At 43.7% G+C, this 26,549-nt stretch carries 24 protein-coding genes and 1 pseudogene; 11 read left to right on the forward strand and 14 right to left on the reverse strand.

Going from position 1 to position 26,549, the window contains the following annotated elements; all coding sequences use genetic code 11:
• The first annotated feature begins 23 nt into the window (after positions 1-23).
• Both glnD and dapC read left to right on the forward strand, forming a co-directional pair.
• On the forward strand, positions 24-2,690 hold the full coding sequence (glnD, locus tag KUG37_RS05725) for a [protein-PII] uridylyltransferase (protein WP_216937160.1): 2,667 nt from the start codon (positions 24-26) through the stop codon (positions 2,688-2,690).
• 22 nt (positions 2,691-2,712) lie between these two features.
• Positions 2,713-3,882 carry a succinyldiaminopimelate transaminase gene (gene dapC / locus KUG37_RS05730; protein ID WP_216937159.1) on the forward strand — a complete coding sequence of 390 codons (1,170 nt, stop codon included), beginning with the start codon at positions 2,713-2,715 and terminating at the stop codon, positions 3,880-3,882.
• Positions 3,883-3,997: 115 nt separating this feature from the next.
• Here dapC and KUG37_RS05735 read toward each other — a convergent pair whose 3' ends face one another.
• Together KUG37_RS05735 and msrB are read right to left on the reverse strand one after the other, a co-directional pair.
• Positions 3,998-4,474: a glutathione peroxidase gene (locus KUG37_RS05735; RefSeq protein WP_216940285.1), complete on the reverse strand. Its 477-nt coding sequence runs from the start codon at positions 4,472-4,474 to the stop codon at positions 3,998-4,000.
• Complete coding sequence (msrB, locus tag KUG37_RS05740; protein WP_216937157.1) at positions 4,471-4,890, reverse strand: peptide-methionine (R)-S-oxide reductase MsrB; 420 nt, start codon at positions 4,888-4,890, stop codon at positions 4,471-4,473. The genes KUG37_RS05735 and msrB overlap by 4 nt, the downstream gene beginning before the upstream one ends.
• Before the next feature lie 229 nt (positions 4,891-5,119).
• Here msrB and KUG37_RS05745 point away from each other — a divergent pair, with 229 nt between their 5' ends.
• Together KUG37_RS05745 and KUG37_RS05750 are read left to right on the forward strand one after the other, a co-directional pair.
• The gene (locus KUG37_RS05745; RefSeq protein ID WP_216937156.1) at positions 5,120-6,550 is read left to right on the forward strand and encodes a pyridoxal phosphate-dependent aminotransferase; all 1,431 of its coding nucleotides are present in this window, start codon (positions 5,120-5,122) and stop codon (positions 6,548-6,550) included.
• Between the two features lie 212 nt (positions 6,551-6,762).
• Positions 6,763-7,974 carry a YbfB/YjiJ family MFS transporter gene (locus KUG37_RS05750; protein ID WP_216937155.1) on the forward strand — a complete coding sequence of 404 codons (1,212 nt, stop codon included), beginning with the start codon at positions 6,763-6,765 and terminating at the stop codon, positions 7,972-7,974.
• On the opposite strand, the gene KUG37_RS05755 is transcribed toward KUG37_RS05750, so the two are convergent.
• From KUG37_RS05755 to icd, 3 genes are all read right to left on the reverse strand, one after another.
• Positions 7,953-8,510 carry a M23 family metallopeptidase gene (locus tag KUG37_RS05755; protein ID WP_216940298.1) on the reverse strand — a complete coding sequence of 186 codons (558 nt, stop codon included), beginning with the start codon at positions 8,508-8,510 and terminating at the stop codon, positions 7,953-7,955. The two genes, KUG37_RS05750 and KUG37_RS05755, sit on opposite strands and share 22 nt — an antisense overlap.
• Positions 8,511-8,654: 144 nt before the next feature.
• Positions 8,655-8,786, reverse strand: coding sequence for a hypothetical protein (locus KUG37_RS14820; protein ID WP_302052332.1), 132 nt, complete (start codon positions 8,784-8,786; stop codon positions 8,655-8,657).
• A gap of 298 nt (positions 8,787-9,084) precedes the next feature.
• A complete protein-coding gene (gene icd / locus KUG37_RS05760; RefSeq protein WP_216937153.1) occupies positions 9,085-10,341 on the reverse strand; it encodes an NADP-dependent isocitrate dehydrogenase in 1,257 nt (418 codons plus the stop codon).
• A 194-nt stretch (positions 10,342-10,535) separates the two neighbouring features.
• On the opposite strand from icd, the gene KUG37_RS05765 reads away from it, so the two are divergent.
• Positions 10,536-11,327, forward strand: coding sequence for an rRNA large subunit pseudouridine synthase E (locus tag KUG37_RS05765; RefSeq protein ID WP_216937152.1), 792 nt, complete (start codon positions 10,536-10,538; stop codon positions 11,325-11,327).
• On the opposite strand, the gene KUG37_RS05770 is transcribed toward KUG37_RS05765, so the two are convergent.
• Together KUG37_RS05770 and KUG37_RS05775 are read right to left on the reverse strand one after the other, a co-directional pair.
• Positions 11,324-12,709, reverse strand: coding sequence for a heavy metal sensor histidine kinase (locus KUG37_RS05770; RefSeq protein WP_216937151.1), 1,386 nt, complete (start codon positions 12,707-12,709; stop codon positions 11,324-11,326). The two genes, KUG37_RS05765 and KUG37_RS05770, sit on opposite strands and share 4 nt — an antisense overlap.
• Positions 12,706-13,377: a heavy metal response regulator transcription factor gene (locus tag KUG37_RS05775; RefSeq protein ID WP_216937150.1), complete on the reverse strand. Its 672-nt coding sequence runs from the start codon at positions 13,375-13,377 to the stop codon at positions 12,706-12,708. The genes KUG37_RS05770 and KUG37_RS05775 overlap by 4 nt, the downstream gene beginning before the upstream one ends.
• A gap of 119 nt (positions 13,378-13,496) precedes the next feature.
• On the opposite strand from KUG37_RS05775, the gene KUG37_RS05780 reads away from it, so the two are divergent.
• The 3 genes and pseudogenes from KUG37_RS05780 to KUG37_RS14880 form a co-directional block, all read left to right on the forward strand.
• Positions 13,497-13,994 (forward strand): heme-binding protein, encoded by a 498-nt coding sequence (locus KUG37_RS05780; protein WP_216937149.1) that lies wholly within the window; start codon positions 13,497-13,499, stop codon positions 13,992-13,994.
• Positions 13,995-14,064: 70 nt separating this feature from the next.
• Positions 14,065-14,463: a hydroxyisourate hydrolase gene (gene uraH, locus KUG37_RS05785; protein ID WP_216937148.1), complete on the forward strand. Its 399-nt coding sequence runs from the start codon at positions 14,065-14,067 to the stop codon at positions 14,461-14,463.
• Between the two features lie 124 nt (positions 14,464-14,587).
• A pseudogene (locus tag KUG37_RS14880) lies at positions 14,588-14,722 on the forward strand (hotdog fold domain-containing protein); the annotation flags it as partial.
• Between the two features lie 114 nt (positions 14,723-14,836).
• On the opposite strand, the gene KUG37_RS05790 reads toward KUG37_RS14880, so the two are convergent.
• Positions 14,837-16,540: a M61 family metallopeptidase gene (locus KUG37_RS05790; RefSeq protein WP_216937147.1), complete on the reverse strand. Its 1,704-nt coding sequence runs from the start codon at positions 16,538-16,540 to the stop codon at positions 14,837-14,839.
• Positions 16,541-16,714: 174 nt separating this feature from the next.
• Here KUG37_RS05790 and KUG37_RS05795 point away from each other — a divergent pair, with 174 nt between their 5' ends.
• The 3 genes from KUG37_RS05795 (at position 16,715) to slyD (ending at position 20,175) form a co-directional block, all read left to right on the forward strand.
• Positions 16,715-18,028: a D-alanyl-D-alanine carboxypeptidase PBP6B gene (locus KUG37_RS05795; RefSeq protein ID WP_216940287.1), complete on the forward strand. Its 1,314-nt coding sequence runs from the start codon at positions 16,715-16,717 to the stop codon at positions 18,026-18,028.
• Positions 18,029-18,269: 241 nt separating this feature from the next.
• On the forward strand, positions 18,270-19,556 hold the full coding sequence (locus KUG37_RS05800) for an NAD(P)/FAD-dependent oxidoreductase (RefSeq protein ID WP_216940289.1): 1,287 nt from the start codon (positions 18,270-18,272) through the stop codon (positions 19,554-19,556).
• 136 nt (positions 19,557-19,692) lie between these two features.
• Positions 19,693-20,175 carry a peptidylprolyl isomerase gene (gene slyD / locus KUG37_RS05805; protein ID WP_216937418.1) on the forward strand — a complete coding sequence of 161 codons (483 nt, stop codon included), beginning with the start codon at positions 19,693-19,695 and terminating at the stop codon, positions 20,173-20,175.
• 146 nt (positions 20,176-20,321) lie between these two features.
• Here the strand turns inward: slyD and KUG37_RS05810 are convergent, their stop codons facing one another.
• From KUG37_RS05810 to KUG37_RS05835, 6 genes are all read right to left on the reverse strand, one after another.
• Positions 20,322-21,095 (reverse strand): M48 family metallopeptidase, encoded by a 774-nt coding sequence (locus tag KUG37_RS05810; RefSeq protein ID WP_216940292.1) that lies wholly within the window; start codon positions 21,093-21,095, stop codon positions 20,322-20,324.
• Between the two features lie 112 nt (positions 21,096-21,207).
• Complete coding sequence (locus tag KUG37_RS05815) at positions 21,208-21,516, reverse strand: hypothetical protein (protein WP_216940294.1); 309 nt, start codon at positions 21,514-21,516, stop codon at positions 21,208-21,210.
• A gap of 149 nt (positions 21,517-21,665) precedes the next feature.
• Positions 21,666-22,985: an adenylosuccinate synthase gene (locus tag KUG37_RS05820; protein WP_216937424.1), complete on the reverse strand. Its 1,320-nt coding sequence runs from the start codon at positions 22,983-22,985 to the stop codon at positions 21,666-21,668.
• Positions 22,986-23,055: 70 nt separating this feature from the next.
• Entirely contained in the window at positions 23,056-24,222 is a 1,167-nt protein-coding gene (locus KUG37_RS05825) for an ATP phosphoribosyltransferase regulatory subunit (RefSeq protein ID WP_216937427.1), read from the reverse strand.
• 531 nt (positions 24,223-24,753) lie between these two features.
• Positions 24,754-25,050: a hypothetical protein gene (locus KUG37_RS05830; protein ID WP_216937429.1), complete on the reverse strand. Its 297-nt coding sequence runs from the start codon at positions 25,048-25,050 to the stop codon at positions 24,754-24,756.
• Between the two features lie 191 nt (positions 25,051-25,241).
• Positions 25,242-26,264 carry a type I glyceraldehyde-3-phosphate dehydrogenase gene (locus KUG37_RS05835; RefSeq protein ID WP_216937431.1) on the reverse strand — a complete coding sequence of 341 codons (1,023 nt, stop codon included), beginning with the start codon at positions 26,262-26,264 and terminating at the stop codon, positions 25,242-25,244.
• Positions 26,265-26,549: the final 285 nt, after the last annotated feature.

Genomic DNA, 26,549 nt, shown 5'->3' on the forward strand with positions numbered 1-26,549 from the left:
AAAATACCAACGGACGACTGTACATGATCAACACCCATCCACTGCTGAATTACGCTAAAAGTAACCATGACATTAAAGCCATCAATCAATGGCGCAGTGATGTCGAATGTCAGCTTCAGGAAAGTTTTGAGAATGGTCAGTCGATTCGGGATATTATTCTGGCGCGCTCCAACCTGATCGATGAAGCATTGCAGTTTCTCTGGCAGCATGCCGAACTGGATCAAACTGATTTGGCCCTGTTTGCTGTCGGGGGCTATGGTCGCCGTGAAATGCTGCCTTATTCTGATGTCGATATCATGATTTTATCGGAAGATGAGATTAGCCCAGAACAGGAACAGCTCATTTCTACATTTATTTCATCGCTTTGGGATGTCGGGAATTTCAAACCGGGCATCAGTGTTCGCACCATCAATGAATGTGTCAATCAGGCCAGTAGTGATTTGACTGTAGCCACGACCCTGATTGAAGCACGCCTGATTATTGGCAATAAAAACCTGTGCAAATGGCCACGTCGCATCGTGTCACGCACCTGGACCGATAAAACCTTTTTTGATGCCAAAATGGACGAGCAGCATAAGCGTTATGCTCAGCACAACAATACCGAAAGCAATCTGGAACCGGATATTAAAAATGCGCCGGGCGGTATCCGTGACATCAATCAGATTGGCTGGATTGCCAAACGGCATTTCCGGGTAAATCGTATCTATGATCTGGTGCATCTCGGCTTCATTTCAGAATTTGAACTGGGTGTACTGGAGGAAGCAGAGAGTTTTCTCTGGGAAATCCGCCATCATCTGCATCGCCTGACCAAGCGTGACGAAAACCGCCTGTTGTTCGATTATCAGCGGGATATTGCGGCAAAATTCGGTTATGTACGAGAAGAAGGTCGCCCTCAGAATTATCCAATCGAACAGTTCATGAAGCGCTATTACCGTAGCGCACAGCAAGTATCTACACTAAACGAAATGCTGCTGGCCTACTTCAATGAATCGGTGATTACGCCACGTTTACCACAATATGAACGCCAGATCGAAGAAATTAATGAAAATTTCAAACTGGTCGATGGCAAACTGGCTGTGCAGCATCACAAGATTTTCTCGGAAAATCCAAGCGCGATTCTGGAAATTTTCTATCTGCTGGCCAATCGTCCTGAGATCGAAGGCATACGTGCGCGTACTTTACGTTTGCTGACCTTGGCAGCAAAACATATTGATCAGGATTTTCGTGATAATCCCGTGCATCAGGCACTGTTTATGGCGATTATCCGCTCACCGCATCGGCTCTACGACACCATGGTCGCCATGAAGCGTTATGGGGTACTCGGAAATTACATTCCGGCCTTTGGACAGATTCTGGGCCTGATGCAATACGACCTGTTCCATATCTATACGGTCGATGCGCATACTTTATTGTTGTTACGCAATTTAAACCGCTTTAAAGAACCTGAATTTGCCAAGGAATTCACGGTGGTCAGTTCAGTATTCCAGCGTCTGACCCGTCGTGACATTGTGTATCTGGCAGCACTTTTCCATGATATCGCCAAAGGTCGTGGCGGAGACCATAGCGAACTTGGGGCCAGCGATGCCATTAAATTCTGTCGTAACCATGGCTTTACCGAACGCGAAAGCAACCTGGTCGCCTGGCTGATCCAGAATCATCTGGTGATGTCGGTAACTGCCCAGAAAAAAGATATTTCAGATCCGGACGTGGTCAAAGAATTCGCAGAAAAAATGGGCGATATGGAACATCTGGACTATCTGTATACCCTGACGGTTGCAGACATCAATGCCACCAATCCAAAGCTCTGGAATACTTGGCGCGCGTCCTTGATGCGTCAGCTGTATACTCAGGCGCGTGATGTGATCCGTTCTGGTCTCGGCCGTCCAGTCGATTATCAAATGCTGATTGAAGACACCAAATTTGCTGCCAGCGAACTGCTGGTTCAGGACTTTTCTCTGGATGAAGTAGAGAAAGTCTGGCAGGAACTCGGTGATGACTATTTCCTGAAAGAAACAGCAGATGAAATTGCCTGGCATACCCGCGCCATTTTACAACATGGCGATAATTCTGCGCCTTTGGTATTGATGCGGGCGCATCGTAAATATGCCCAAGATGCGGTACAGATCTTTATTTACACCCAGGATAAACCGAATCTGTTTGCTACTACGGTTGCCATTCTTGATCGTATGAATCTGGATGTTCAAGACGCACGGATTATTACTGCGACCAAAGCCTTCAGTCTGGATACCTATGTGGTACTGGATCGCTTTGGCACTCTACTCACCGACCCTGAACGGGAAGCCACAGTCATAGAAGCACTGAAAGATGCCTTGAGCCATTCAGATGAATACCCGGGCTTGATGCAGCGCCGGATTCCGCGCCAATTACGCCATTTTGATATTGAAAATACAGTCGATATTACGATGAATGCGGCCTTGAATCAGAATATGGTCGAAATTGCGACCCTAGATCAACCCGGTTTACTTGCCAAAATCGGTGGTTTATTTATGATGCAAGGACTGGATATTCACTCAGCCAAAATTGCCACACTTGGCGAGCGTGTCGAAGATATATTCTTTGTCACCAAAAAAAATGGCATCCCTATGACCGCTACAGAGTCTCAAAAATTTGCAGCTGCACTCAAAGCTGCCTTGGATGAGGCTTCGCATCAGGTCAGCGATCAACACTAACACTCTGCTCGGTAACACATTCATGAACTCTAGCTTGTCTTTATTGCACCCTTATCCGTTTGAAAAGTTAAATCAGCTTTTTGCGGATATCAAGCCTGCAAATATGCCACTAATTCCCCTGTCAATTGGTGAACCAAAGCATCCTGCACCGGAGTTTGTGAAACAAGCGATTATTGATAACTTTCAACATTTATCAACTTATCCCAATAGCAAAGGACTGCCTGAACTGCGTGAAAGTATTGCCAACTGGTTAACCCGCCGTTTTAAGCTGAATAGCATTAGTGCAGAAAGCAATATCCTGCCAGTTTCTGGCACGCGTGAAGCGATTTTCTCTTTTGTACAGGCATTGGTGAATCGCGAAGAGGCACCGTATGTGGTCATGCCGAATCCGTTCTACCAGATTTATGAAGGTGCAACGCTGCTGGCAGGCGCTAAACCTTATTTCATCAACTGCACAGAGGAAAATAATTACCTCGGTGACTTTGATTCAGTTCCAGCAGAAGTCTGGGAAAAAACGGCATTATTATTTGTCTGTACTCCGGGCAATCCGACAGGTGCCGTGCTGTCTAAAGAACAGTTTAAAAAACTGATTGCATTGTCGGATCAGTACAACTTTGTCATTGCTTCAGATGAGTGCTATTCGGAACTATGGTTTGATCAGGCACCTGTGGGTTTACTGGAAGTCTGTGCTGAAATCGGCCGTGATGACTATAAAAACTGTGTGGTGTTCCATTCACTGTCTAAACGTTCTAACCTTCCGGGCATGCGTTCGGGCTTTGTTGCTGGTGATGCTGCTTTGCTGAAACCTTATTTGCAGTATCGTACTTATCACGGCGCAGCGATGCCGGTACAGCACCAGTTTGCTTCTATTGCCGCCTGGGATGATGAAACCCATGTGGAAGAAAACCGGGTACAGTACCGTGCCAAGTTTGACTTGTTTCAGCAAGAACTTGGTCACCTGCTGCCCCTGAAAAAGCCGGATGCCGGTTTCTACTACTGGCTCAAAGTCGATAATGATGAAGCATTTGCCAAAATGCTGATGGAAAAAGCACACATCAAGGTACTTCCTGGCCGTTATCTTTCACGGGATACTGAACAGGGCAATCCTGGTGAAAATCATGTACGTTTGGCTCTGGTTGCTGATCTGGCACAATGTGAACAAGTCATTCAACGTCTAAAAGCTGTCCTTTAAGCTTTAGCCCTTATTAAAAAACCCACTGTATTTACAGTGGGTTTTTTATAACAATTCAATACCGTCAATTTAACTGCTGGCAACTCATAAATTCTTCTGTGTCTCAGAACAAAGTTTAGAGTACTTTTTCGATTTCTACCTCTAGGTCTTCAGGCTTGGTCGTGGGTGCAAAACGGTTCAACACCTTGCCATCACGTCCAATCAGAAACTTGGTAAAATTCCATTTAATTCCATTCCCTAAAATACCCTTGGAATTATTGGTCAAGTAGCGAAAGATTGCGTGCGCTTCAGGGCCTTTGACATCCACCTTGGAAAACATCGGGAAAGATACCCCGTAATTTTTCTGGCAAAACGCACCAATCTGTTCATTTGAGCCGGGATCCTGACCACCAAACTGGTTGCATGGAAATCCCAGAATCTCCAGACCTTGATCTTTATATTTCTCGTAAAGTTTTTCTAATCCTGAAAACTGTGGTGTAAAACCACATTTACTGGCTGTGTTGACGATCAAAAGTACCTTGCCTTCATAATCTGCAAGCTTCTTGTTTTTACCATCTAACAATTCAGCTTCAAACTGATAAATGTTGGTCATGGATAGGTTTCCTCATCATTTTTTTCTTGTGTTTCTAATTCTAAAGAAGCCGAGTTTACACAATAGCGTAAACCTGTGGGCTGTGGTCCGTCGGGGAAAACATGCCCTAAATGTGCATCACAATGGTGGCAGACAATTTCTGTTCTGACCATACCATGAGATGTGTCTAAATGCTCTTCAATCGCAGAGCCATTAATCGCCTTGTAAAAGCTTGGCCAGCCACAACCACTGTCATATTTGGTTTCTGCAGTAAATAAAGGTTCACCACAACAACGACATACATAAGTACCATCTTGTTTAGTATTCCAATATTTGCCGGTAAATGCTGGCTCAGTTCCCTTTTGGCGTGTAATACGAAACTCTTCAGGCGATAACTCTCTTTGCCATTCTCTTTCTGTTTTATTGAGTTTTCCCATGATTACGTACCTTTCTATCTTGCTATTTAAAATAGGATAATCTTATATTTACGTGATTCATTTCAAAAATTCTAGTGTTTATTTAACAATTTACAAAAGACATATAATACCCAAAAAAGCAAAAAGCAAGCAAACCCACAACAACAAAGTAAGCATTTTATGCATTAAATGCTTTTTTGTAAGCAAATTTAGTGGTAGGCTTAGGACTATTCTTGCTCAGGATTAAAAAATGTCGCAAAAAAAGAGCGTAATTTTTAAAAACCTACTCCCTGTGATCAGACAGTATCAACAAGTAGGATTTACGCATGAAAAAATTGTTGCTTTATTGAGAGATGAACATAATCTCGATCTTGTAACAACCGAGACATTTAAAAGTTATTTATATCGTTATGCAAAAGTGACCTCCACTCTTTCAGAGAACATCAAAATGCCGAACACTTTCCAAACCCCTCGCGAAATTAAGAAATCGTCTAAGCTCGAGCATGTTTGCTACGACATTCGCGGACCTGTGTTACGAGCGGCCATAGAGATGGAAGAAGCTGGCCATAAAATTATCAAGTTGAATATTGGTAACCCCGCCACATTCGGTTTTGAAGCACCACAAGAAATCATCAATGATGTGGCTTTAAACCTGCCAAATGCAATTGGCTATACAGATTCTAAAGGTATTTTCCCTGCGCGTAAGGCGATCTGCCAGTATTACCAGCAAAAAGGCATTCTGGATATGCACGTCAATGATGTGTATATCGGTAATGGCGTGTCTGAACTGATTGTCATGGCCATGCAGGGCCTGTTGGATGATGGCGATGAAATGCTGATTCCAATGCCAGATTACCCACTCTGGACTGCGGCAGTCAATCTGTCTGGCGGTACTGCGATTCACTATAAATGTGATGAAGAAAATCACTGGTATCCTGACATTGCCGATATGGAAAGCAAAATCACGCCAAATACCCGTGGTATTGTGATTATTAATCCAAATAACCCGACCGGTTCTGTTTATCCGCGCCATGTCTTGCAACAGATTGTAGATTTAGCTAAGAAATATGACCTGATTTTATTTGCTGACGAAATCTACGATAAAATTATCTATGATGGCATTGAGCATGTGGCTGTAGCTGCCTTGGCTGGCGATCAACTTTGTGTATCATTTAACGGCTTATCAAAAGCTTACCGTATTGCTGGTTACCGTTCGGGCTGGATGGCAATTACGGGTGACAAGTCTCGTGCAGCGGACTATATCGAAGGTCTGGACATGCTGGCGTCAATGCGCCTGTGTGCTAACCATCAGGCACAATATGCGATTCAAACCGCCCTGGGTGGTTACCAGTCCATTAATGACCTGATTCGTCCGGGTGGCCGTTTATATGAGCAACGTAACATTGCCTGGGAAATGCTGAACGAGATTCCAGGGGTATCTTGTGTCAAGCCTGAAGGGGCGATGTACTGCTTCCCAAAACTGGAACCGAATGTTTATCCGATTCAGGACGATGAAAAGCTGATGCTGGACCTGTTACGTGCTGAGAAAGTGCTTCTGGTTCAAGGCACAGGCTTTAACTGGCCGACACCAGATCATTTCCGTGTCGTGTTCCTGCCAGCTGAAAATGAACTGCGTGAAGCCCTTACCCGTGTTGGCCGCTTCCTAGCCAAGATGCGTTAACTTCTGAAATAGGCAAAATAAAAAACCGTATTTTTTAATGCGGTTTTTTATTTTTCTCAATATTCGAAGTTTTGACTTATAAAATTTTAAAAAGCATACGGATTTCTTGAAGCAGATTCCTGCACTCAACGGTTTCTTATCCGGTGATTTCTCCTTAATCACGAAGATTCATGTTATTTTTTAATCAAATATAAAATTCTATGAGTACACGGATGTCCTCACACACCATTAAACTCAGCCTGTTTCTCTGCCTTAGTATGTGCTTGGGCATTGGTATTCTTCGTTTCTCTTATACTGCGCTGTTACCGGGTACACGAGAAGCCTTTGGCTGGAGTACAGATTTTGCCGGTCTCTTGGGCAGTGCCAATTTACTGGGCTATTTAATCGGTGCCTTTACCGCCATGCGCCTGCCTCAAGACCGGAGTATGAGTACTTATATTCAAATTTCAGCTTTTGCCGGTATGTTCAGCCTGATGTGCTGTGCATTTTCTGGTTTCTCTGAAGTTTGGTATATCGCCTGGCGTGTTATTTCAGGAATTAGCGGTGGGCTGATGATGATTTTATCGCCGAGTGTGGTCGCGCAGTGCTGTGAGCTTCAGGATCGTCTTAAAATCAACTTTATCGGTTTTAGCGGGATTGGGCTCGGCGTTTTAATTGCAACCCTGTTTCTGCCTTATCTCGATCAGATTTCCATACAGACCGCCTGGCTGATCTTATGTGGTTTTGCCCTGCTCATTTGTATATGTTTAAGTAGATTTATCCAAAAACTTAAGCCTTATTTGTCCCTGCAAGCGCCTTCGAATATCTCTAATATATCTTTGAATAGCGTCTTTTATAGCTTACTGACTGTCTACGCCTGTAGCGCGTTTGCCTATATACCACATTCACTCTTCTGGATTGATTATTTAAGCCAGCAGCTGGAATTGAGCTTGTTCTGGATTAACTTTAACTGGATTCTTTATGGACTGGGTAGTGCTTTAGGTGCCTTCAGTGCTTATGCGCTGGCCAGAAAATTTGGTAATTTTGCTGCCCTGAAAATTCTTTATAGTCTTTATATTGCGGCTATTTTTATTGCGACTTTAAAGGCTCACCCATTGCTCACGTTTAGCTCTTCCTTTTTTACTGGAATGCTAAATCCGGCTGTGGTCTTTCTGACCTCTTATACCATTTTGCAACTGTATGGACTGGCTTATAAAAAGCTATGGAGCATTGCTACCTTATGTTTCGCTTCTGTTCAGCTGATTGGTGGACTCAGTTTTAGTGCGCTGCAATATTTTAGCTTGAGCTATCATCAACAGTTCCTACTGGCCGCATTTGTTCTTTTATTAGGAACATCGCAATTATTCTGGTATACACGTCCTGCCAGATTCAATCAGGAAACACAAACCCAGCCGGTTTCAGCTCAAGGAGAAGGCACCAAATAAGGATAGGGATTGGTCGCCCCTTGCCCCCCCGAATAAATTCCGTAATGTAAATGCGGTGGAGTATTTTGGGCATTACCTGTATTACCCACATAGGCAATTACTTCACCCGCTTCCACCCAATCGCCTTCCTGAATATGTTCTGCATAATCATCCAGATGCGCATAATAATGCTGACTCATATTTGGACCAGTGACCCAAATGATTTTACCACCCAGATTATTGGTGCCAATCTTTCGAACGATGCCTTGGGTCGCGCTAAATACCGGTGTACCGCATTTGGCAAAAATATCTGTACCTTCGTGTTTACGACCCGCGCTACGCGCTGCTCCCCATGTATCATTAATTTGACCAACGGTGATACCTTCGACCGGGATCTGGAGCGGAGCTTCTAACTGGGTTCTTTGTAATTGCCAATACAGATAAGGGCTTTTCCACCCCGCCGCTTCACCTGACGGCGGTGGCTGACAGGCGGTCAGTAAAAAACCTATAGATAAAAATAAGCTTATAATCCGAAGAAATTTCACCAATATTCGCACCAACTTTAAAATAGATGACTTTTATCTTAATCATAACAGCCTGCTTTAAAGTCACAATCCTGTTATTTTTAGTGATGATTGTATATAAGCCCGAAATAACAAAACCCTCAGATGAGGGTTTTGTTATTTCAGGTGAGTAGGAGATTATCTACGTTTTTTTGCACGAGATGGTTTCGATGGTTGTTGCTGTTGTTGCTGTTGCTGCTCTTCATTCTGGGCATTGTCCTGCTTGTCTTTTTGTTGGACCTGCTTATGTTTCGCTTTAGCTTTAGCCATTATGTACTCCTTTAGAGAAACGTCTCTATATCACTGGAAGTTCCATTCATTACTGTAACGTTTATACAAAATAAGCCAATCACTGAGCTGTATCCAAATACGTTAATGTAATACCGGCTTTACTAAGTCATTCAGCTTAGAACGAATCATTTTTAGACTCATTACACTTCTTACATAAATTTGCAGCCTGATACTTATTTTAACTTTAAGCCCTGCACTGTTCAGGCTTTAGCTTAAGATAAGGTAATAAAAAAACCCGCAATGACTGCGGGTATTCCTCTTAAATTGTATAGCGCTGTTAAGCATCCATATTGTCAATAATTGCTTCACCAAACTCGGAACAACGAAGCAAGGTTGCGCCTGGCATCAAGCGCTCAAAATCATAGGTCACCGTTTTTGCCGCAATCGCACCCGAAATCCCTTTAATGATCAGGTTAGCAGCTTCTGTCCAGCCCATATCACGCAGCATCATTTCTGCAGACAAAATAATCGAACCCGGATTCACCTTATCCTGTCCGGCATATTTAGGCGCTGTTCCGTGTGTTGCTTCATATACCGCAATAGAGCCACCGATATTGGCACCCGGTGCAATCCCGATTCCACCCACTTCCGCAGCCAGCGCATCAGAAATATAGTCACCATTTAGATTCAGTGTCGCAATCACGGAATAATCCGCCGGGCGCATCAAGATTTGCTGCAAGAAGGCATCTGCAATGACATCTTTAATAATAATGTCTTTGCCCGTTCTCGGATTTTTGATTTTCACCCACGGCCCGCCATCTAAAAGCTCACCGCCGAAACGTTCTAGCGCAACCTCATAGCCCCACTCTTTAAACGCCCCTTCAGTATATTTCATGATATTGCCTTTGTGCACCAGGGTTACACTTGGCTTTTCATTCTCAATGGCGAATTGAATCGCCTTACGCACCAGACGCTGAGTACCTTCTTTGGAAACAGGCTTGATGCCGATCCCACAATGTTCTTCAAAGCGGATTTTGGTTACGCCCATTTCTTCTTTCAGGAACTTGATGACTTTTTTCGCTTCTGGAGAATCTGCCTTCCATTCAATTCCGGCATAAATATCTTCTGAATTTTCACGGAAGATTACCATATCGGTCAGTTCCGGATGATGCACTGGTGAAGGCACACCTTCAAACCAGCGCACCGGGCGGACACAGACATATAAATCCAGTTCCTGGCGTAATGCCACATTCAGGGAGCGAATACCACCGCCGACTGGCGTAGTCAGTGGACCTTTGATCGATATCACATAATCTCGCAGCGCTTCCAGGGTTTCTTCAGGCATATAAGTGTCATAAATTTTATTAGCTTTTTCACCGCAGTAGACTTCCATCCATTCGATTGAACGCTTCCCGGCGTATGCTTTTTGAACAGCGGCATCTACCACAGCTTGCATTGTTGGTGTAATATCAGCACCAATTCCATCCCCTTCGATAAATGGGATAATTGGATTATTTGGTACGTTAAGTGAAAGGTCTGCATTTACGGTGATTTTGGTACCATCCACAGGTACTACGATTTTTTGATATCCCATTGTTAGTATTCTCCTGAATGCCGCTGACAAATCCAAAATAATTGCCAATTAGGCAATACTTTCAACTGTTCTTAACGCATAATATTCTAATCCAGATTTGTTGTTTTTGAGATTTATACGGGAAATAACAAAGTTTCCCTTTAAAATAAACCTCTACATTTTTTAAATTAATGTAATTATAGAAGTTATTTCCTATGAAAATCGTCATTCTAAACAAACCTTATGACGTCCTCTCCCAATTCCGTCCAGATGAAAAGCATCCAACTATGGCTGATTTTATCGACGACAAAGATTTACGTCTTGCTGGCCGTTTGGACATGGACTCAGAAGGTCTCGTTTTCCTCACCGATCACGGTGGTCTCAACCAATATATCACTAATCCTGCCAATAAAAAGTTTAAAACTTATATGGTGCAAGTGGAAGGTGATGTAACTGAAGAGGCGCTTGAGCAGCTTCGTAAAGGGGTTGAACTGAAAGATGGCATGACACTTCCAGCCAAAGCTGAAAAAGTATCTGAACCGGAATGGTTATGGGAGCGTAATCCTCCTGTACGTTTCCGTTCATCTGTCCCAACGTCTTGGGTTGAGATTTCGATTTGTGAAGGCCGTAACCGTCAGGTTCGTCGTATGACATCTGCGGTGGGCTTCCCTACACTGCGTTTGATCCGCACCAAGATTGGTGAGATTGATTTGGTTCGGATGGGATTGCAACCGGGCGAAACCAAAGAAATCGAACCTTTACTTTACCCAGACTTCCAGAATGTTCCTGCTGAAGAACCATACCGTTCACGCTCTTATGTGAAAAAGCCGGGTGGCACTGGCGGTAAGCCAATGGTTCGCAAGAACAAAGACGGTTCTGTGAAAAAAACCTCAGGTACGAAACGTATCTGGCAGATGGACGATAGTGAAAAGCCGAAACGTCGCACCAATGGTACAACTCGTCCAAATACGAAAGCGCCACGTGGTCGCGGACGTGGTCGTGGCTAAAGCCCAGTCTGCTCATCAGGTAGTGACAGGCTAAACACCACGCCAGACGGCGTATTTTCTACAGTTGCCTGCCCCTGATGGAGCTGCATAATCGACTGCACAATAGCAAGGCCCAGACCACCCGTCTGGGCTTTTCCGTGCCGGCTGTCATCTATCTGATAAAAGCGCTCAAATAAATGCGGTCGATGCTGCTCTGCAATCCTGACCTCTGGTGTTAACACCGATATTTTAATCCTATGGTTCACTCGCTGTGCCGACACAATGATCTCACTCCCAGGCTGACCATAAGTAATGGCATTGCTGATCAGATTGGCGATTGCGCGCTGTAACAACGCGGTGCTGGCAGTCAGACTTAAATCTGGCGGAACATCAACTTTTAAATGCATCTGCTTTTCTTCGGCCAGAAAACTGAAGTACTCAAGCAATTCTTGCAGCATCTCATTTAGATTAAAATGCTGTTTTTCAATCGCATATCCCCCATGTTCTACCCGGGCAATAAACAGCATACTTTCAATCATCTGGCTCAGGCGTTCGTATTCTTCCAAGTTAGAATAGAGTAGATTTTCCAGTTCAACAGGTTCGCGTGGCCGCGATAACAGAATCTGTGTCTGCCCGATTAAGTTGTTTAATGGGGTACGAAGTTCGTGTGAAATATCCTCAGAAAAACGTGCCAGCTGCTGATACGCAGACTGAATATTACCGAGCATATCGTTCATGGCCTGACTCAGCTCTTGAACCTCAAGCGTATTACTCTGAACATCGATGTGCTGATTGGGCTGCTGAATATTGACCTGTGCTGTAGCCAGGATCAACTGACGCATTGACTTGAGAATATAGCGACCAGCCAGCCAGGCCATAAAGGTCGAGAGCAGAATGCCAAGCAGACTATACAGCACCAGTTTTGATAAATAGGTTGCCAGTATCCTTTGCCCTTCTGCCATCTGCTTCCCAGCCACCAGTTGATAGCTCTGACCATCAAACTGCACCTGTTTAAAAGCCAGACGGGTAGAAGGCTGTTCAGCCTGGTTATTCTGAAACTGCAATTCGGAGGAATAGTGCAATGCCGGAATATGAACTTGCAAAGGATTGATTTCAATCAAGCGGTTATTCTGATGCTGCAGCAGCAGTAAATTATCTTCCTGCCCTAGCATGTTTTCATATAATTTGGGATGTTGAACCAAAAGCTCGAAACTCTGGGTATCTTCAAGAAAAATCTCAATCCGGGAAATACGCGCAGCCAGTGCCTGATCCTGCTGGGTCTGAATCATCTGCTGCATATTTTGATAAGACAGCAACGCCACACTCAAAAACACCACGCAGGACACCAGTGCAAACGCGATACTCAAACGTGTTGCCAGCGGCAATAACATGGGATTTTTCATGGGTATTCATCAAGCTTATAACCCATACCCCGTACGGTATGAATCAGTTTTGGCGTGTAATGATCATCAATTTTGCTCCGCAGCCTGCGAATGGCCACATCGACCACATTGGTATCAGTATTAAAATTGATATTCCAGACCATGGATGCAATCTGGCTCCGCGTCATCACCTGCCCCTGATGCTCCATCAACAGTTGCAACAGCGCAAATTCTTTCTGGCTTAAATCGATTTTTTGCCCGTCACGGTGCACATCATGCTTTAGACGGTTCAAGACCAGACCTGAAACCTGATAGGCTTCCTGCTCCAGTCGCGGCACACGGCGCAGCAGACTTTTGATCCGGGCCAGCAACTCAATATAGGAAAAAGGCTTGGTCAGATAATCATCGGCGCCAAGTTCCAGACCTTTTACCCGATCCAGCACATGATCGCGTGCAGTGAGCATCAATACCGGAATCTGGCTAAAAGTTCGCAGGGTTTGTAATACCTGCCAGCCATCCAGGTCTGGCAGCATCACATCAAGCAGCACCAGATCGAAAGACTGTTGCTGCAAACACGATAATGCACGCACGCCATTTTCTGCGATGGCCGTGCTATAACCTGATTCATTCAGTCCTTTTGCCAGATATTCAGCAATCTTGACTTCATCTTCTACAATTAAAATATGCATGTCAGCAGTTTAGCTGTTTTTACCTGTGCCTAGATTACAAATTGGTAATCTGATTGTCATGCTGCACTGGCGTATTTCTTTCTAAGATAGCAGCAGTATCCAATGCATGAATGACAGTCATGAAAAAATCAATCGCTAACACAACCCTAGCCTTGCTCAGCAGCGCCTTATTACTCAGCTCACTAGCACATGCAGAATTAACAACGGCGCCAGTCCTGTCGCTAGAAGCTGCAAAGCTCATGGCGAGCAATGTCATGCTCGCCTGCCAGAAACAGGCCAAGCCGGCGGCAGTAGTTATTCTGGATCAGGGTGGGAACCTGCTGGCCAGCCAGCGCCATGAATCTGTCGGTATTCACAACCTGATTGCAGCGGAACGGAAAGCTTTTACCGCGTATTCAACTAAAACCAGCACACTGGATTTTATGCGCAATGCCCAGAAAAATCCGGATGCACAGAATCTGAATAGCTTGCCTGAATTGCTATTACTGGGTGGTGGTGTACCTGTCCTTTACCAAAACCAGATTGTAGGTGCCGTAGGCGTGGCGGGTGCAGGTGGCTCAGAACAGGATCATCAATGTGCCAATAGCGGCATTCAAACCACCTTAAAGCAGCTTTGATTTCTTTTAATTAGTAATTATTTATTCCTTTTATTTAACTTCATTCCGTCATTTCACCGAGGAACACCAGATGAAAAAAATCCTATTAGCGACTCTTGCCAGTACCGCCGCCACTTTTTCTTTTGCACAGAATCCACTCAGTGTACATGTGCTGAATCTGGAAAATGGCCTACCTTCTCCGAATGTAGAAGTGACCTTGGAAACACAGAAAAATGGCAAATGGGTACAGATTTCACAAGCTAGGACTAATCCTCAGGGTCGTATTACAGCACTGTACCCAGAGAATAAAACCTTTGATAAAGGAACCTACAAAGTGACTTTTAAAACTGGTGACTGGTTTAAAATCCAAAAGCAAAACAGCTTTTTCCCGGAAGTACCGGTGATTTTTGAAGTAGATGGCTCAGTCAATCACTATCATATCCCGCTGCTATTAAGCCCCTATGGTTATTCAACCTATCGGGGGAATTAAGCTCTTCCACTTAAGGCCCACCACACTGGGCCTTACTTTTTACTTGTCATTCTTCTGCTGCAATGCTGTTTATGATTCATATATAATTATTTAAAAATAAAATGTATCTAAAAAAAGCTTTGTAATAGATCAGCATTGTGGGATTCAGTACTTAAAACCGGGATTTCTCGGCGATACATTGGCTGCTGTAACAGAACATACGGCCAGTCGTGGCCGTAGCGGGATTTATGATATTCAGGTGATGAATCAGCATGATTAAATTGTGGCTGAATTCCATGCAGCTTCCCGACTACCCATTAAACAAATATCGTGTTGATATTTAGTCAATAAAAAAACCGATGCTTCAGCATCGGTTTTAAAGTTTGAAATTGAATTAAGCTTTAAGCCACTTTTCAGCTTTGGCTTGATCTTCAACTTTCAGTTCAACTTCTGTCAGTTCAGTACCGCCTGCCCGAACTTCAAAGGTCATCAGCTCATCTCGACGGAACGCGTACACTGTAAAACTACCGTCTTGTTTTGCATAGCTTTCGAGAAGCTTGGTCGTGGCTTTTAAACCGTCAATGGCAATAATCATGTCATTGGCAGAAAGACCAGCTTGCACAGCCACAGCATCACGACGCGCAGATTGAACCAGTACGCCTTCCGGCTTATCTACCAGTTTTAAACCAAATGGCAAAGACTTGTCATTTTTCAGGCTATAACCGATACCAAACTCAGGCAATAACTGATCGAGCGGCAATTCATCTGTGGTATTGATTAAGTGATTAATCTGTTCTGACCAATCATCACCGGTCAGTTCTTTGCATAATTCAAAGATCGTACGTTCATGTACCTGAACACCATTTTGGGCATTTTCATACAAACGGCGCATCAAGGCATCCAGACTTGAACCACGTAAACGCAGACCCAAGTCCAGGCACAGCGCTACCAAACAGCCTTTATTGTAATAGCTGGTACCGGCATTATTCGAGTTCTCATCCTGACGGTAGAATTTCACCCAGGCATCAAAACTGGATTCAGACACTGACTGAATCGCACGCCCCGGATTTTGTAAATAACGATCAATTTGTGCTTTTAATAAAGCAATATATGATTCCTGATTAATCACGCCGCTGCGTAGCAAAATCAAATCATCATAGTACGAAGTGAAACCTTCAAAGATCCACAATAGAGACGTATAGCCTTCTCTGTTCAAATCATAGTTCACAAAATTTTCAGGACGAATGAATTTCACCAACCAGGAATGGAAGTATTCATGGCTACATAAGCCCAGGAAACGCTGATAATCTTTTGAAGGTTCTTCAGGTTCATTGGCCTTAGGTAAGTCATCACGTGGTGAAATCAGGCTGGTAGAATTTGGATGTTCCAGACCGCCATAACTATTGCCGGTTGCCATGGTCATAAAAGTATAGTCAGCAAACGGCGCCGAACCAAACATGGAAATTTCTGTGCTACAGATTTTTTCAATATCCTGCTGCATACGTGCCGCATTCATGGCATGTTTACCTGACACCACGAATTCATGCGGAATACCATTCGCTTCAAAGCTGAACCGGGTTTGCTCTGCCAGCTCAAACGGCGCATCAATCAGTTCAGCATAGTTTTTGGCTTTCAGAGTGAAACGGCCTTTGACCAGACTTTTGGCTTGCATGCCTGTTGCCAGCTGAAAATGCTTTAATTCATCTGGCAAAAAGATTTCCAGTTCAATCTCTTTGCCTTCCTGACCTTCCACGCCTAAACATGCACAGGCCGGGTTCACATAGAGACGATTTTGATCCACATATGCACCACGAACGGACAGGTCATAAGCATAGACATCATATTCAACCGTAATCAGCTCATGATCGGTATTGAATAAACGCCATTTGTTCTTTTCAAATTTCTGGATTTGTAGTTGGCGTCCATCTTCATCATAAGCTTTGACCGCTTCAATGTGCTTGGAAAACTCTCGAATCAGATAGCTTCCCGGAATCCAGGTCGGCAATGATAAGACTTGCGTCGGATCTGCCAGAAAACGAACAGTCACGTGAATAAGATGTTGACGATAATCGTCAAATTCGATTTGATAATGCATCATAATGGACGATATAAAATAAAAATAAATAAGGTATAGCTTAGCTTAGCATTTTTTAAGCCAGTATGGTTTAGCTGTCTTATTTGTCTACATTTACGACTAGCTATCTGTATAAAAAAGGCATAGCATGCGTGAAAATTTAACGTTCAACACCTGCCCGGTTATTAAGGAACACCATTGAAATACATCATCTCACTGATTACGGTATTCAGTTTATTTATTTCTGCATTTTCCCATGCTGCCCTGCTCAATATCGTGCCTGAAAGCGTTGAAGCTGAAGCCTGGACCATTCTGGATTCCCAGTCTGGTCAAATCATTGCAGAACACAATGCCGACGTGCAACGTGCTCCGGCCTCGCTAACCAAAATGATGGTGGCTTATATTGCCTTAAAGGAAATTGAGGCCGGGAAATTAAATAAAAATGAAGTTTTAACCGCGACTTCTGTGGTGAAAACTGTGATGTGGGATGAGTCACAAATGTACCTGAAAGAAGGTGACCTGATTTCAGTCGATCAGCTTCTGGCAGGCTTAATTATCATGTCTGCCAATGATGCTGCGGTGACGCTGGCTGAGAAAATTTCTGGTGGGATTCCGCAATTTGTTGAACGTATGAATCAGGAAGCCAAAGCACTGGGCATGCAGCATACCAATTTCCAGAATCCGGCCGGTATTACCATGCCTGAGCATTATTCGACTGCCGCAGATTTGGCCAGACTGTCTATGGCAGTCGTGAATCAAACCCCGGACTATCTGTATTATTCCAAACAGCCCAGCTTTAGCTATAACCAGCATTTCCATCGTGCCACCAACCGCGTGCTTAAGGTCGATCCAACAGTAGATGGTTTAAAAACCGGTTTCACCCGTGCGGCAGGCTATAATCTGGCCCTTACAGCCAATCGGGTAACAGCAAATTTTGAAATGCCCAATCGCCGTCTGATTGTGGTGGTACTGGGCACTAAAAGTGCCGCAAAGCGCGCTGAAATATCGCATAAGCTGATGAATCTGGCTTATACCTATACCCGCAATGAAGTAGCGATCAAAGATAAACAGCTTCTGGCTGAATTGCCTGTAATTAAATCAACCTTAAAAATGTTTAAGGTTCAAACCAAGCAACCGCAGATTATTACTACTTCTTTATATGATCAGGGTTATAGCATCGACCTGAATCAATTCGATCAGACCAGTCAACGTATTATGCTAAATACAGGTGATGGTATTTTAAAAAGTATCGAGCCCTTACAGGAAACCCAGACCCGTATCAGTGTTGAAGTAAAGGCGTCTGAACTCATTGCACCTTTGGCAACTATCATGCCTTTGGCGACCATTCAGGTCTATCAGAATAACCAGTTGATTCGCACCATTCTGATCGAAGATCATGTCGAAATTGAAGAAGCCAACCTGTTTCAGAAGTTCTTTACCTGGCTGCAGGGTTTATTCAGTTTCTTTTCAGACTCTACACCAAGCGTAAAGCTTTATCCTTTGGATAGATAATAGCGCTACCGATCAGGTTAACTCTCTTTTAAGCTAGAAGATCTTTTCGCTGATCTTCTGGCAGATTGACCTCTCCCCGCGTCACCCCCTCAAAACGGGGGAACTTACCTGCTCTCACAGAATTGCTACGTTTTGTAATGTGTATAACAATTTTAATCAAGACGCGATCTAGCCCATGCCATAGTATATTTTCTTTCTATTTCTCTTATTTTTATTAAAAAAATAAACAGGTTAATCATATATGACAGCACATAAAATCGTGATTGTGGGTGGTGGTGCCGGTGGTCTGGAACTGGCGACTCAGTTGGGTGATAGCTTGGGTAAAAGCGGTAAAGCCCAGATTATTCTGATCGATCAAAAACTGACACACATCTGGAAACCGCTGCTGCATGAAGTTGCCGCAGGCACCTTAAACCCACATCAAGAAGAAACCAATTATTTTTCTCATTCAGCCGCGCATCATTATGAATTTGTCTTAGGTACATTCACAAGGCTAGATCGTGAAGCTAAACAGATTGTGATCGAAACAGAATATTTCTCCAAAATAGCCCAATCCAAGAAAAACCAGCACATTTCCTATGACACACTGGTACTGGCCTTGGGTTCTACCTCGAATGACTTTAATACCGAAGGGGTAAGGCAGTTCTGTCATTTTCTCGACAGCCGTAAACAGGCTGATGTTTTTCAGCAGGATATGCTGCACCTCTATCTGAACGCACAACATGAAGCTTCGAATCGTGAACTGAATATTGCCATTATTGGTGCCGGGGCAACCGGGGTAGAACTGGCAGCGGAGCTGGTAGAAGCCAAACAGAATTTCTTTAAATATGGTTTAAACAAGGTCGACCCGAAGAAAGTCAAAATCACCTTAATTGAAGCGGCGGATCGCATTCTGACGGCACTCTCGCCTAGAGTCGCTGAACACACCATGCAACAGATGGAAAAGTTTGCCATTGAAGTCTTGACCAGTCATCGGGTGGCCAAGGTCGATGAAGACAAGATTTATTTTGCAGATGGTTCAAGTCTGGATGCCGAGATTAAAGTCTGGGCCGCAGGCATCAAGGCGCCTGACGTCCTGGTACAACTCCAAGATATGGAAAAGGACAATATTCACCGCTTGAAAGTCTATTCCACCCTGCAAACCAAATCTGATCCAGACATTTATGCTTTTGGTGACTGTGCACACTGCCAACCTGCTGCAGATGAACCAGTATTGGGTCCACGCGCACAAGTCGCCAGCCAACAGGCCAACTTTCTGGCCAATGCCTTAAAAGCACGTATCAATGAAGAAAACTATTTGCCGATGTTTAAATTTTCTGACAAAGGTTCACTCATTTCCTTAAGTCAGAATAAAGCCGTCGGGGAATTACTCGGTCAGGTAAATGTGCAAGGCTTTGTCGCCAAATCGATGTATGTGTCCTTGTACCGAATTCATCAGGCGACCATTCATGGTTATGCGCATGCGGGGATTCTAACCGCAAAAGATTTTGTTACACGGAAAATCTCTCCAAAGCTGAAATTGCATTGAAATTCCAGAATTTGGCCCAATCAATGAAAAAACCGTCAATAAAATTGCCAAATTGCGTTTTTTTGCTAATTTTAGTCTACAAAAATGCAATTTCACTTTATGATGTACTCTTAAAAAATTGAATGGATCAATTAACATGACTGCTATTGCAAATAACCTCGTGGTTTCTTTCCACTACACATTGACTAACGCAGAGGGTGAAACTCTCGACCAATCTCAAGGTGAACCACTTGCCTATTTGCACGGTGCAGGTAACATCATCCCAGGTTTAGAAAACGCGTTAGAAGGCAAAACTGTTGGTGAAAAATTCACTGTAAACGTTCCTGCTGCTGAAGGTTATGGCGAATACAACCCAGACCTAGTACAAGAAGTTCCTGCGCAAATGTTCCAAGGCGTAGACAACATTCAAGCAGGCATGCAATTCCAGGCTCAAACTGATGACGGCGTGCAAATCGTTACTGTTAAAGCAGTTGAAGGCGACAATGTTGTCGTTGATGCTAACTTCCCGCTTGCTGGCCAAGACCTGACTTTCGAAGTTGAAATTGTATCTGTTCGTGAAGCTTCTCAAGAAGAATTAGATCACGGTCATGTACACGGTGCAGGTGGTCACCAGCACTAAGATCTTCTGATCGAGTGTGATAAAAGGCAAAGTGAAAACTTTGCCTTTTTTATTAACCTAAAATATCAGATTTTTAAATAGGCAATAAAAAGCAGGACCACTGCCCTGCTTGATTACGCTATAAGTATCCCTCTTAACGGATCATCTTATTTACGTTGGTTATAGATTTGCATGGCTGCTGGCAACTGTTGACGCATCTGTCCAATACGTTGACTGTTTGAGGGATGCGTAGACAGGAAAGCGACTCCGCCGCCACCTTCTAATTTATTCATTTTTTCCCACAAGGTAATTGCAGCATTCGGATTATAACCTGCACGTGCCATCAACATTAAGCCACCTTGGTCAGCCCGGCTTTCCAGGTTGCGTGAGTAAGGCAAACCAATACCAATCTGACTACCCAGCTGGGCTGCCGCAGCACCACCCTGGCCCACACCTGCTGCGCTTAAGCCAATCCCCAAGGCCAAATCAGTCAGGGCCTGAGCACCAATTTTCTGCTTGGAATGCTCTTCTAATGCATGCACCATTTCATGACCCATAATGGCCGCGATTTCCGCATCGGTCAGATTCAGTTTATTCACAATACCAGTATAGAATACGACTTTCCCGCCGGGGGCAACAAAGGCATTGACCTGATCAGATTTAAATACTGCAAGTTGCCACTGGAATGGTATACCGGTTTGGTTCAATTGATCAGCAACCGGTTTCAAACGATTAAATACGTTATTGATACGTTTATAGGTGGCTGAACTGGTGTCAAGTTGACCTTTGTTTCTTGCATCTGCCACCATGGCATTATAGCTTTGTGCGGCTGTTGCATTTAAGGTTGCAGAATCGGCTCCTGCAATATCTGCAATGGTAGTACAACCGGCTAGTGTCAGTGCCGTAGCAACACCCATACCCAATAAAAGTTTATTCTTCATTATAATCAATTCCACCTTGGCTCAAGGTCAATTTACATTGTAACAATTATAAGTGAAAGATGAGGGCACCTAAACACCTAATTGCTTCATCTTCTTATAAATTATGTAATTTTTAAGCCAAGTACTGTATCGCCAACCAATAAATCAGGCAGACAATATTCAAGCCCAGATAAACCTGGCTTAAGGGTTTTATTTTCTGTTCCAGGATTTCATCTTTACGTTTAAAAAATAAATAGGCGTTTTGCAACAAAATGACAGGTACCAGCACACAGGCGATAATGACACTCAAACCGACCAGCGCATTATAAATAATCTCAGGATTTTGAGTTTGCGCACGAATAATCATCATGGCAATGGTGGGTGCCCCCCCCATTGCGAATAACAATGAATAAAACATGGTCGCCGATATATTTTTCTGCATCCTTTCGCTCTTTTCTTTCTTTATATGTGGCTATGTTAAAGCACATCTTGTCACAGTACCGATGCAACTTTAGTCTTGCGCCCAGCGCTAACGCCCGGATATAAAAAAACCCATCCGGAGATGGGTTTTTTATTGAAGCTTAAAACAGATTAAGCATCAAACGGGTGGCGAAGAACGATAGTTTCTTCACGGTCTGGACCAGTTGAAATGATGTCGATTGGACATTCAATCAATTGCTCAAGACGTTTTACATAGTTTAGTGCAGCTTCTGGCAACTGATCCAGTGATTTCGCACCGAAAGTTGACTCAGACCAGCCTGGCATGGTTTCATAAATCGGCTTTAAAGATTCAAATGCAATCGCATCAGAAGAACCGATACAACCAGAATCAGAAGCTTCATAACCCACACAGATTTTTACTTCTTCCAAACCGTCTAGAACGTCAAGTTTAGTCAGGCAAATCCCTGAAAGTGAGTTGACATCTACTGAACGACGCAGGATTTCAGCATCGAACCAGCCACAACGGCGTTGACGGCCAGTAGAGGCGCCAAATTCGTTACCAATCGTACCGAGGTGTTTACCGATTGCATCGCCAACATCGTTCGCAGCATCGTAAACTAATTCAGTTGGGAATGGACCTGCACCTACACGTGTGGTATAGGCTTTCGTAATACCCAGTACATAGTCAAGGTGCAAAGGACCCAAACCTGAACCTGAGCTTACGCCACCAGCAGTGGTGTTTGAAGAGGTCACATACGGATATGTACCGTGATCGACGTCAAGCAGTGAACCTTGTGCGCCTTCAAACATGATGTTGTCACCGTTTTTACGGTATTTATGCAATTCACCGGTAACGTCAATCACCAGTGGAGCAACCACTTTGCGCCATTCGTCGCACAGTGCAAGTACGTCTTCTAATTGAACTGCTTCTACACCGTAGAATTGAGTCAATTGGAAGTTATGGTATTCAAGCAGCTCTTCAATTTGAGCTTTCAGATGTTCACCACCACGTACCAGGTCAGCAACACGGATTGCACGACGCGCCACTTTGTCTTCGTACGCAGGACCGATACCACGGCCTGTTGTACCAATCTTCGCATTACCACGTTTTTTCTCACGTGCTTGGTCAAGTGCGATGTGATTTGGAAGAATCAGTGGACAGTTTGGAGAAATGCGTAAACGCTCTTTAACCGGAACGCCTTCTTTTTCAAGAATGTCCATCTCTTTGATGAGCGCTTCAGGAGAAAGAACAACACCGTTACCAATTAAGCACAGTACGTTTTCACGTAAAATACCAGATGGAATGAGGTGTAAGACAGTTTTCTTACCACCAACCACGAGAGTGTGACCTGCGTTATGTCCGCCTTGATAACGAACTACCGCTGCCGCTTGATCTGTGAGCAGGTCGACGATTTTACCTTTACCTTCGTCGCCCCATTGGGTACCAAGTACCACAACATTCTTGCCCATAATAGCCTCATTACATCATGCTGTTAAAGTTGAAAGCCCCGCTCAGCGACATGAACACTGAGCCAAGCAATTAAATCGTTTTGACTGTCCACTCGCCATTTACGTTCACCAGCTGGTGCGTCGCATATGGAATTGAGCTTAAATCATCATTACCCAATAACTGAATTACGCTTAAGCCTTGTGTACGAATGTTCTGAATCGCATTCAGAAGCTCTGCATCGGAACCTTTAGGCGCCACAACGACTTGTACAGCATCAAACTGACCTGCGCTTAAAGCATATAAGTCACAAGAAAAACCTGTTGCAGGACGTGCACGACCGAAATGTTCACCAATACCATCATAACGGCCGCCTTGTGCCAAGGCAGCTGCCCTGTTCGGTGCATATACCGCGTACATCAGGCCAGTATGATAATGGTACGAACGTAGTTCAACCACATCAATACCAATACTCAAGTTTGGCCAACGGGTCTGAACCTCATCCTTGGTGATTTGTAGTGCATCAAAAGCTTGCTTGAAGGCTGGATTCGCCAACACTTCAGCACTTAAATTCGCCTGTAATGCATCCAGATCACTGGCATAGCGTCCGAGTGCATAAAAGTCCTGACCAAGTTGCAGTTCTGCCGTGAATTCTTCTAACTCTGGCAAAGCCTTACGCTGGTATAAATCAGACAACTGACGTTCAGCAACTTTATTCAAGCCTGCCTGAGCCACCAGACTGCGGAATAATCCCACATGACCTAAGTCCAGATGAATTCCGTCTGCCAGACCTGTTTCCTGAATCAGACTGATCATTAAATCGACCATTTCCACATCGGCATCGATGCTGTCTGAACCAAACAGTTCGGCACCTAACTGCAATGGTGCACGCGAGGTATTAAAGCCGCGTGGTTTGGTATGCAGAACGGTTCCTGCATAGCAGTAACGCGCTACGCCTTCCACTGGATGTACATGCGCATCAATACGAGCCACTTGTGGTGTCATATCGGCACGCACACCAAGTAAACGACCGGAAAGCTGATCGATCACCTTAAAAGTGGCTAAGTCTAAATCTTGATTCGATTCTGAGAGAGAAGATAGAGATTCGATGTATTCAATGAATGGCGTGTACACCAACTGATAACCTCGAGATGCAAGGAAATCCAGTGATTTACGGCGCAAACTTTCAATGACTTGCGCTTGTTCTGGTAATACATCAGCTACACCATCAGGTAATAACCATGTCTCTGAAATGGGCATGTTGTAAACCTAAATTCTTGTCAGCGCGGAACGAATCCGCATAAAAAAATCGGGAGCACACCCGATTTCTCCTAGTCTAGCACGATAGTTTTAGCTGTGCATCGCAAATTTTATAATTTTCTCTGCCGAATGAGAATAATCATAATTACCTCAACTATCAGCGCTTTATCAGATGAATTTAGCACCTTCAATCACAATATTTACATCAGATACAAGATTGGACTGCCGTAATTTTCAGCAGTTATTTCAGAATGCCGGTTTTTATACTTTATATAGCGAAAATTAACAGTGATTGACAGCTTAAATATTCAAGATTCAGCAAGATAGTTGCGCGTTTTGTTTCTCCTTGAGCTGTCCGTGGTTTTACTCATGAAACTGACTTTAAATTCCCGGCGATGCAAGCCTATCATTTTGTCACTTTCTCACCTTGGCAATCATCATTCTGAGATGAATAAGTTTTAACAATCGTACTGAGTATTTTAATAGCAAGGACTAAAAAACCCCTTTAATTTGTCTTTAAAGGGGTTTGGGTTATTTCTGTGGATCGACCACCTTGGTGAGCAAGCTGACCAGCTCTGTATTTTGCAACTCGACCTGCTGAAGTTTTGCTGTGGTCTGATCCAGCATTTCCTGCTGGACATGCATTTTTTTGGCTAAGTCCTGCATGATTTCCAGGGTCTTTTTTAAATTTTCTTCCAGATGCGCGACTTTTTCTTCTACCGGCACGCCTTCCATGACACCTGAATCATCATTCTGATTAAACTGTAGCCAGATTAGAAAAATCACTGCCAATGTGAGCAGTATAATAAATCCCCAAACCAACATCATGTGTTTGCTCTTATTTCAATTTATTGTCTTTATCTTAACGAAAAATAATCAGGATAATGTAAATAATTCAGAATCAAACGCTGCTTTTCGATCAATTACGAGCAAATTCTCTTAAAACACAGGATATAAAAAATATTCACTTTTTAAAAAGCACTGTATATCAGTGCTTTTCAACTCACGATGATTCGAACTTAATGAAAAGATTCACATAAATCAAGTAAGCGGTTGGCATAGCCCCATTCATTGTCATACCAGGCAAAGACTTTGGCCTGATGTCCAACCACCAAGGTTTGGGTCAAATCAACAATCAGTGAATAGGGTGAATGATTAAAATCACTCGACACCAGCGGTTCATCAGTTACCGACATGATTTCTGCAAAATCCTGCCGCGCAGCCTTGATTAACACTTCATTGAGCTTGTGATCGGTAATCGGTGACTGGGAAACAAAGGTCAGGTCAATTGCGGCTACATTAATGGTCGGCACCCGAATTGAATAGCCATCAATGCGATCTTCCATTTTTGGCATGACCCGCTTTAATGCACCCAGCGCACTTGATGTGGTGGGAATAATATTATGTCCTGCTGCACGCGCACGGCGCAAATCACGGTGTGCCTGATCCAGTACAGATTGATCTGCAGTCACAGCATGGATTTCAGTCATTAAGGCACTGCTGATGCCAAAAGCATCATCGAGAATTTTGACCAGCGGCACCAAGGCCTGTGTGGTACAGGACACACTGGAAATAATCTGGTCTGTCGCTTTGACTTCGTGATGATTCACACCATAGACAATTGCAGCATCTACAGTATCAAAAGGTGCGGCACCAATAATGACACGTTTCGCCCCTGCTTCAATATGCTGGGTCGCGGCTTCACGGGAACGGAACAGCCCGGTACATTCCAGCACCACATCTACTGCCAAGTTTTGCCAAGGCAACTTTACAGGCTGAGCTTCACACAAAACCTGAACTTTTAAAGCAGCATCTTGATAGCTGATGTGCAGATAAACATGTTTAGCATCATAACTGAGCTCTACCTGTCCCGGAAAACGTCCATGGGTCGAGTCATATTTAAACAGATGAATCAGGGTTTCAACATCGGCAATATCGTTAATGGCAACGATTTCAAAATTAAAATCTTTCGGATTTTCAAACCATGCACGCAATACATTACGTCCAATACGTCCAAATCCATTGATTGCCACTCGTTGCATGACTCAACCTTTTATATGCCTGTGTTAAAACTCTTCTATGTTAAAGGATTTCTTGCGCTATACATTAAAAACTTCAGCAAAAATACTGATTTTCGATTATTTTATTTCTGATACATCGCCCCCTATTCAGATCTTTTTAAATTCCGCTTCTTTTTGAACAGAGGGATCTATCCGAATTGTTGTTGTAGAAGATTCATTTAATTAATTTATCAGAAAACCCAAGGCAACAATTCCTTAGTAATTGGTTTTAAAATGATTGGTGCATACTGCTTTTTCCGTTATAAT

The sequence above is a fragment of the Acinetobacter sp. BY419 genome (genome assembly GCF_019038395.1).
GTDB lineage: Bacteria > Pseudomonadota > Gammaproteobacteria > Pseudomonadales > Moraxellaceae > Acinetobacter.

What these genes read in the sequence shown, in the direction of transcription:
- KUG37_RS05830 (WP_216937429.1), bottom strand. Translation starts at nt 25,050, where the DNA reads ATGATGTTGGTTTGGGGATTTATTATACTGCTCACATTGGCAGTGATT.
- KUG37_RS05750 (WP_216937155.1), top strand. Translation starts at nt 6,763, where the DNA reads ATGTCCTCACACACCATTAAACTCAGCCTGTTTCTCTGCCTTAGTATG.
- KUG37_RS05825 (WP_216937427.1), bottom strand. Translation starts at nt 24,222, where the DNA reads ATGCCCATTTCAGAGACATGGTTATTACCTGATGGTGTAGCTGATGTA.
- uraH (WP_216937148.1), top strand. Translation starts at nt 14,065, where the DNA reads ATGAAAAAAATCCTATTAGCGACTCTTGCCAGTACCGCCGCCACTTTT.
- KUG37_RS05770 (WP_216937151.1), bottom strand. Translation starts at nt 12,709, where the DNA reads ATGAAAAATCCCATGTTATTGCCGCTGGCAACACGTTTGAGTATCGCG.
- slyD (WP_216937418.1), top strand. Translation starts at nt 19,693, where the DNA reads ATGACTGCTATTGCAAATAACCTCGTGGTTTCTTTCCACTACACATTG.
- KUG37_RS05735 (WP_216940285.1), bottom strand. Translation starts at nt 4,474, where the DNA reads ATGACCAACATTTATCAGTTTGAAGCTGAATTGTTAGATGGTAAAAAC.
- KUG37_RS05745 (WP_216937156.1), top strand. Translation starts at nt 5,120, where the DNA reads ATGTCGCAAAAAAAGAGCGTAATTTTTAAAAACCTACTCCCTGTGATC.
- KUG37_RS05815 (WP_216940294.1), bottom strand. Translation starts at nt 21,516, where the DNA reads ATGCAGAAAAATATATCGGCGACCATGTTTTATTCATTGTTATTCGCA.
- KUG37_RS05810 (WP_216940292.1), bottom strand. Translation starts at nt 21,095, where the DNA reads ATGAAGAATAAACTTTTATTGGGTATGGGTGTTGCTACGGCACTGACA.
- KUG37_RS05820 (WP_216937424.1), bottom strand. Translation starts at nt 22,985, where the DNA reads ATGGGCAAGAATGTTGTGGTACTTGGTACCCAATGGGGCGACGAAGGT.
- KUG37_RS14820 (WP_302052332.1), bottom strand. Translation starts at nt 8,786, where the DNA reads ATGGCTAAAGCTAAAGCGAAACATAAGCAGGTCCAACAAAAAGACAAG.
- dapC (WP_216937159.1), top strand. Translation starts at nt 2,713, where the DNA reads ATGAACTCTAGCTTGTCTTTATTGCACCCTTATCCGTTTGAAAAGTTA.
- KUG37_RS05780 (WP_216937149.1), top strand. Translation starts at nt 13,497, where the DNA reads ATGAAAAAATCAATCGCTAACACAACCCTAGCCTTGCTCAGCAGCGCC.
- KUG37_RS05765 (WP_216937152.1), top strand. Translation starts at nt 10,536, where the DNA reads ATGAAAATCGTCATTCTAAACAAACCTTATGACGTCCTCTCCCAATTC.
- glnD (WP_216937160.1), top strand. Translation starts at nt 24, where the DNA reads ATGATCAACACCCATCCACTGCTGAATTACGCTAAAAGTAACCATGAC.
- KUG37_RS05790 (WP_216937147.1), bottom strand. Translation starts at nt 16,540, where the DNA reads ATGATGCATTATCAAATCGAATTTGACGATTATCGTCAACATCTTATT.
- KUG37_RS05775 (WP_216937150.1), bottom strand. Translation starts at nt 13,377, where the DNA reads ATGCATATTTTAATTGTAGAAGATGAAGTCAAGATTGCTGAATATCTG.
- msrB (WP_216937157.1), bottom strand. Translation starts at nt 4,890, where the DNA reads ATGGGAAAACTCAATAAAACAGAAAGAGAATGGCAAAGAGAGTTATCG.
- icd (WP_216937153.1), bottom strand. Translation starts at nt 10,341, where the DNA reads ATGGGATATCAAAAAATCGTAGTACCTGTGGATGGTACCAAAATCACC.
- KUG37_RS05835 (WP_216937431.1), bottom strand. Translation starts at nt 26,264, where the DNA reads ATGCAACGAGTGGCAATCAATGGATTTGGACGTATTGGACGTAATGTA.
- KUG37_RS05800 (WP_216940289.1), top strand. Translation starts at nt 18,270, where the DNA reads ATGACAGCACATAAAATCGTGATTGTGGGTGGTGGTGCCGGTGGTCTG.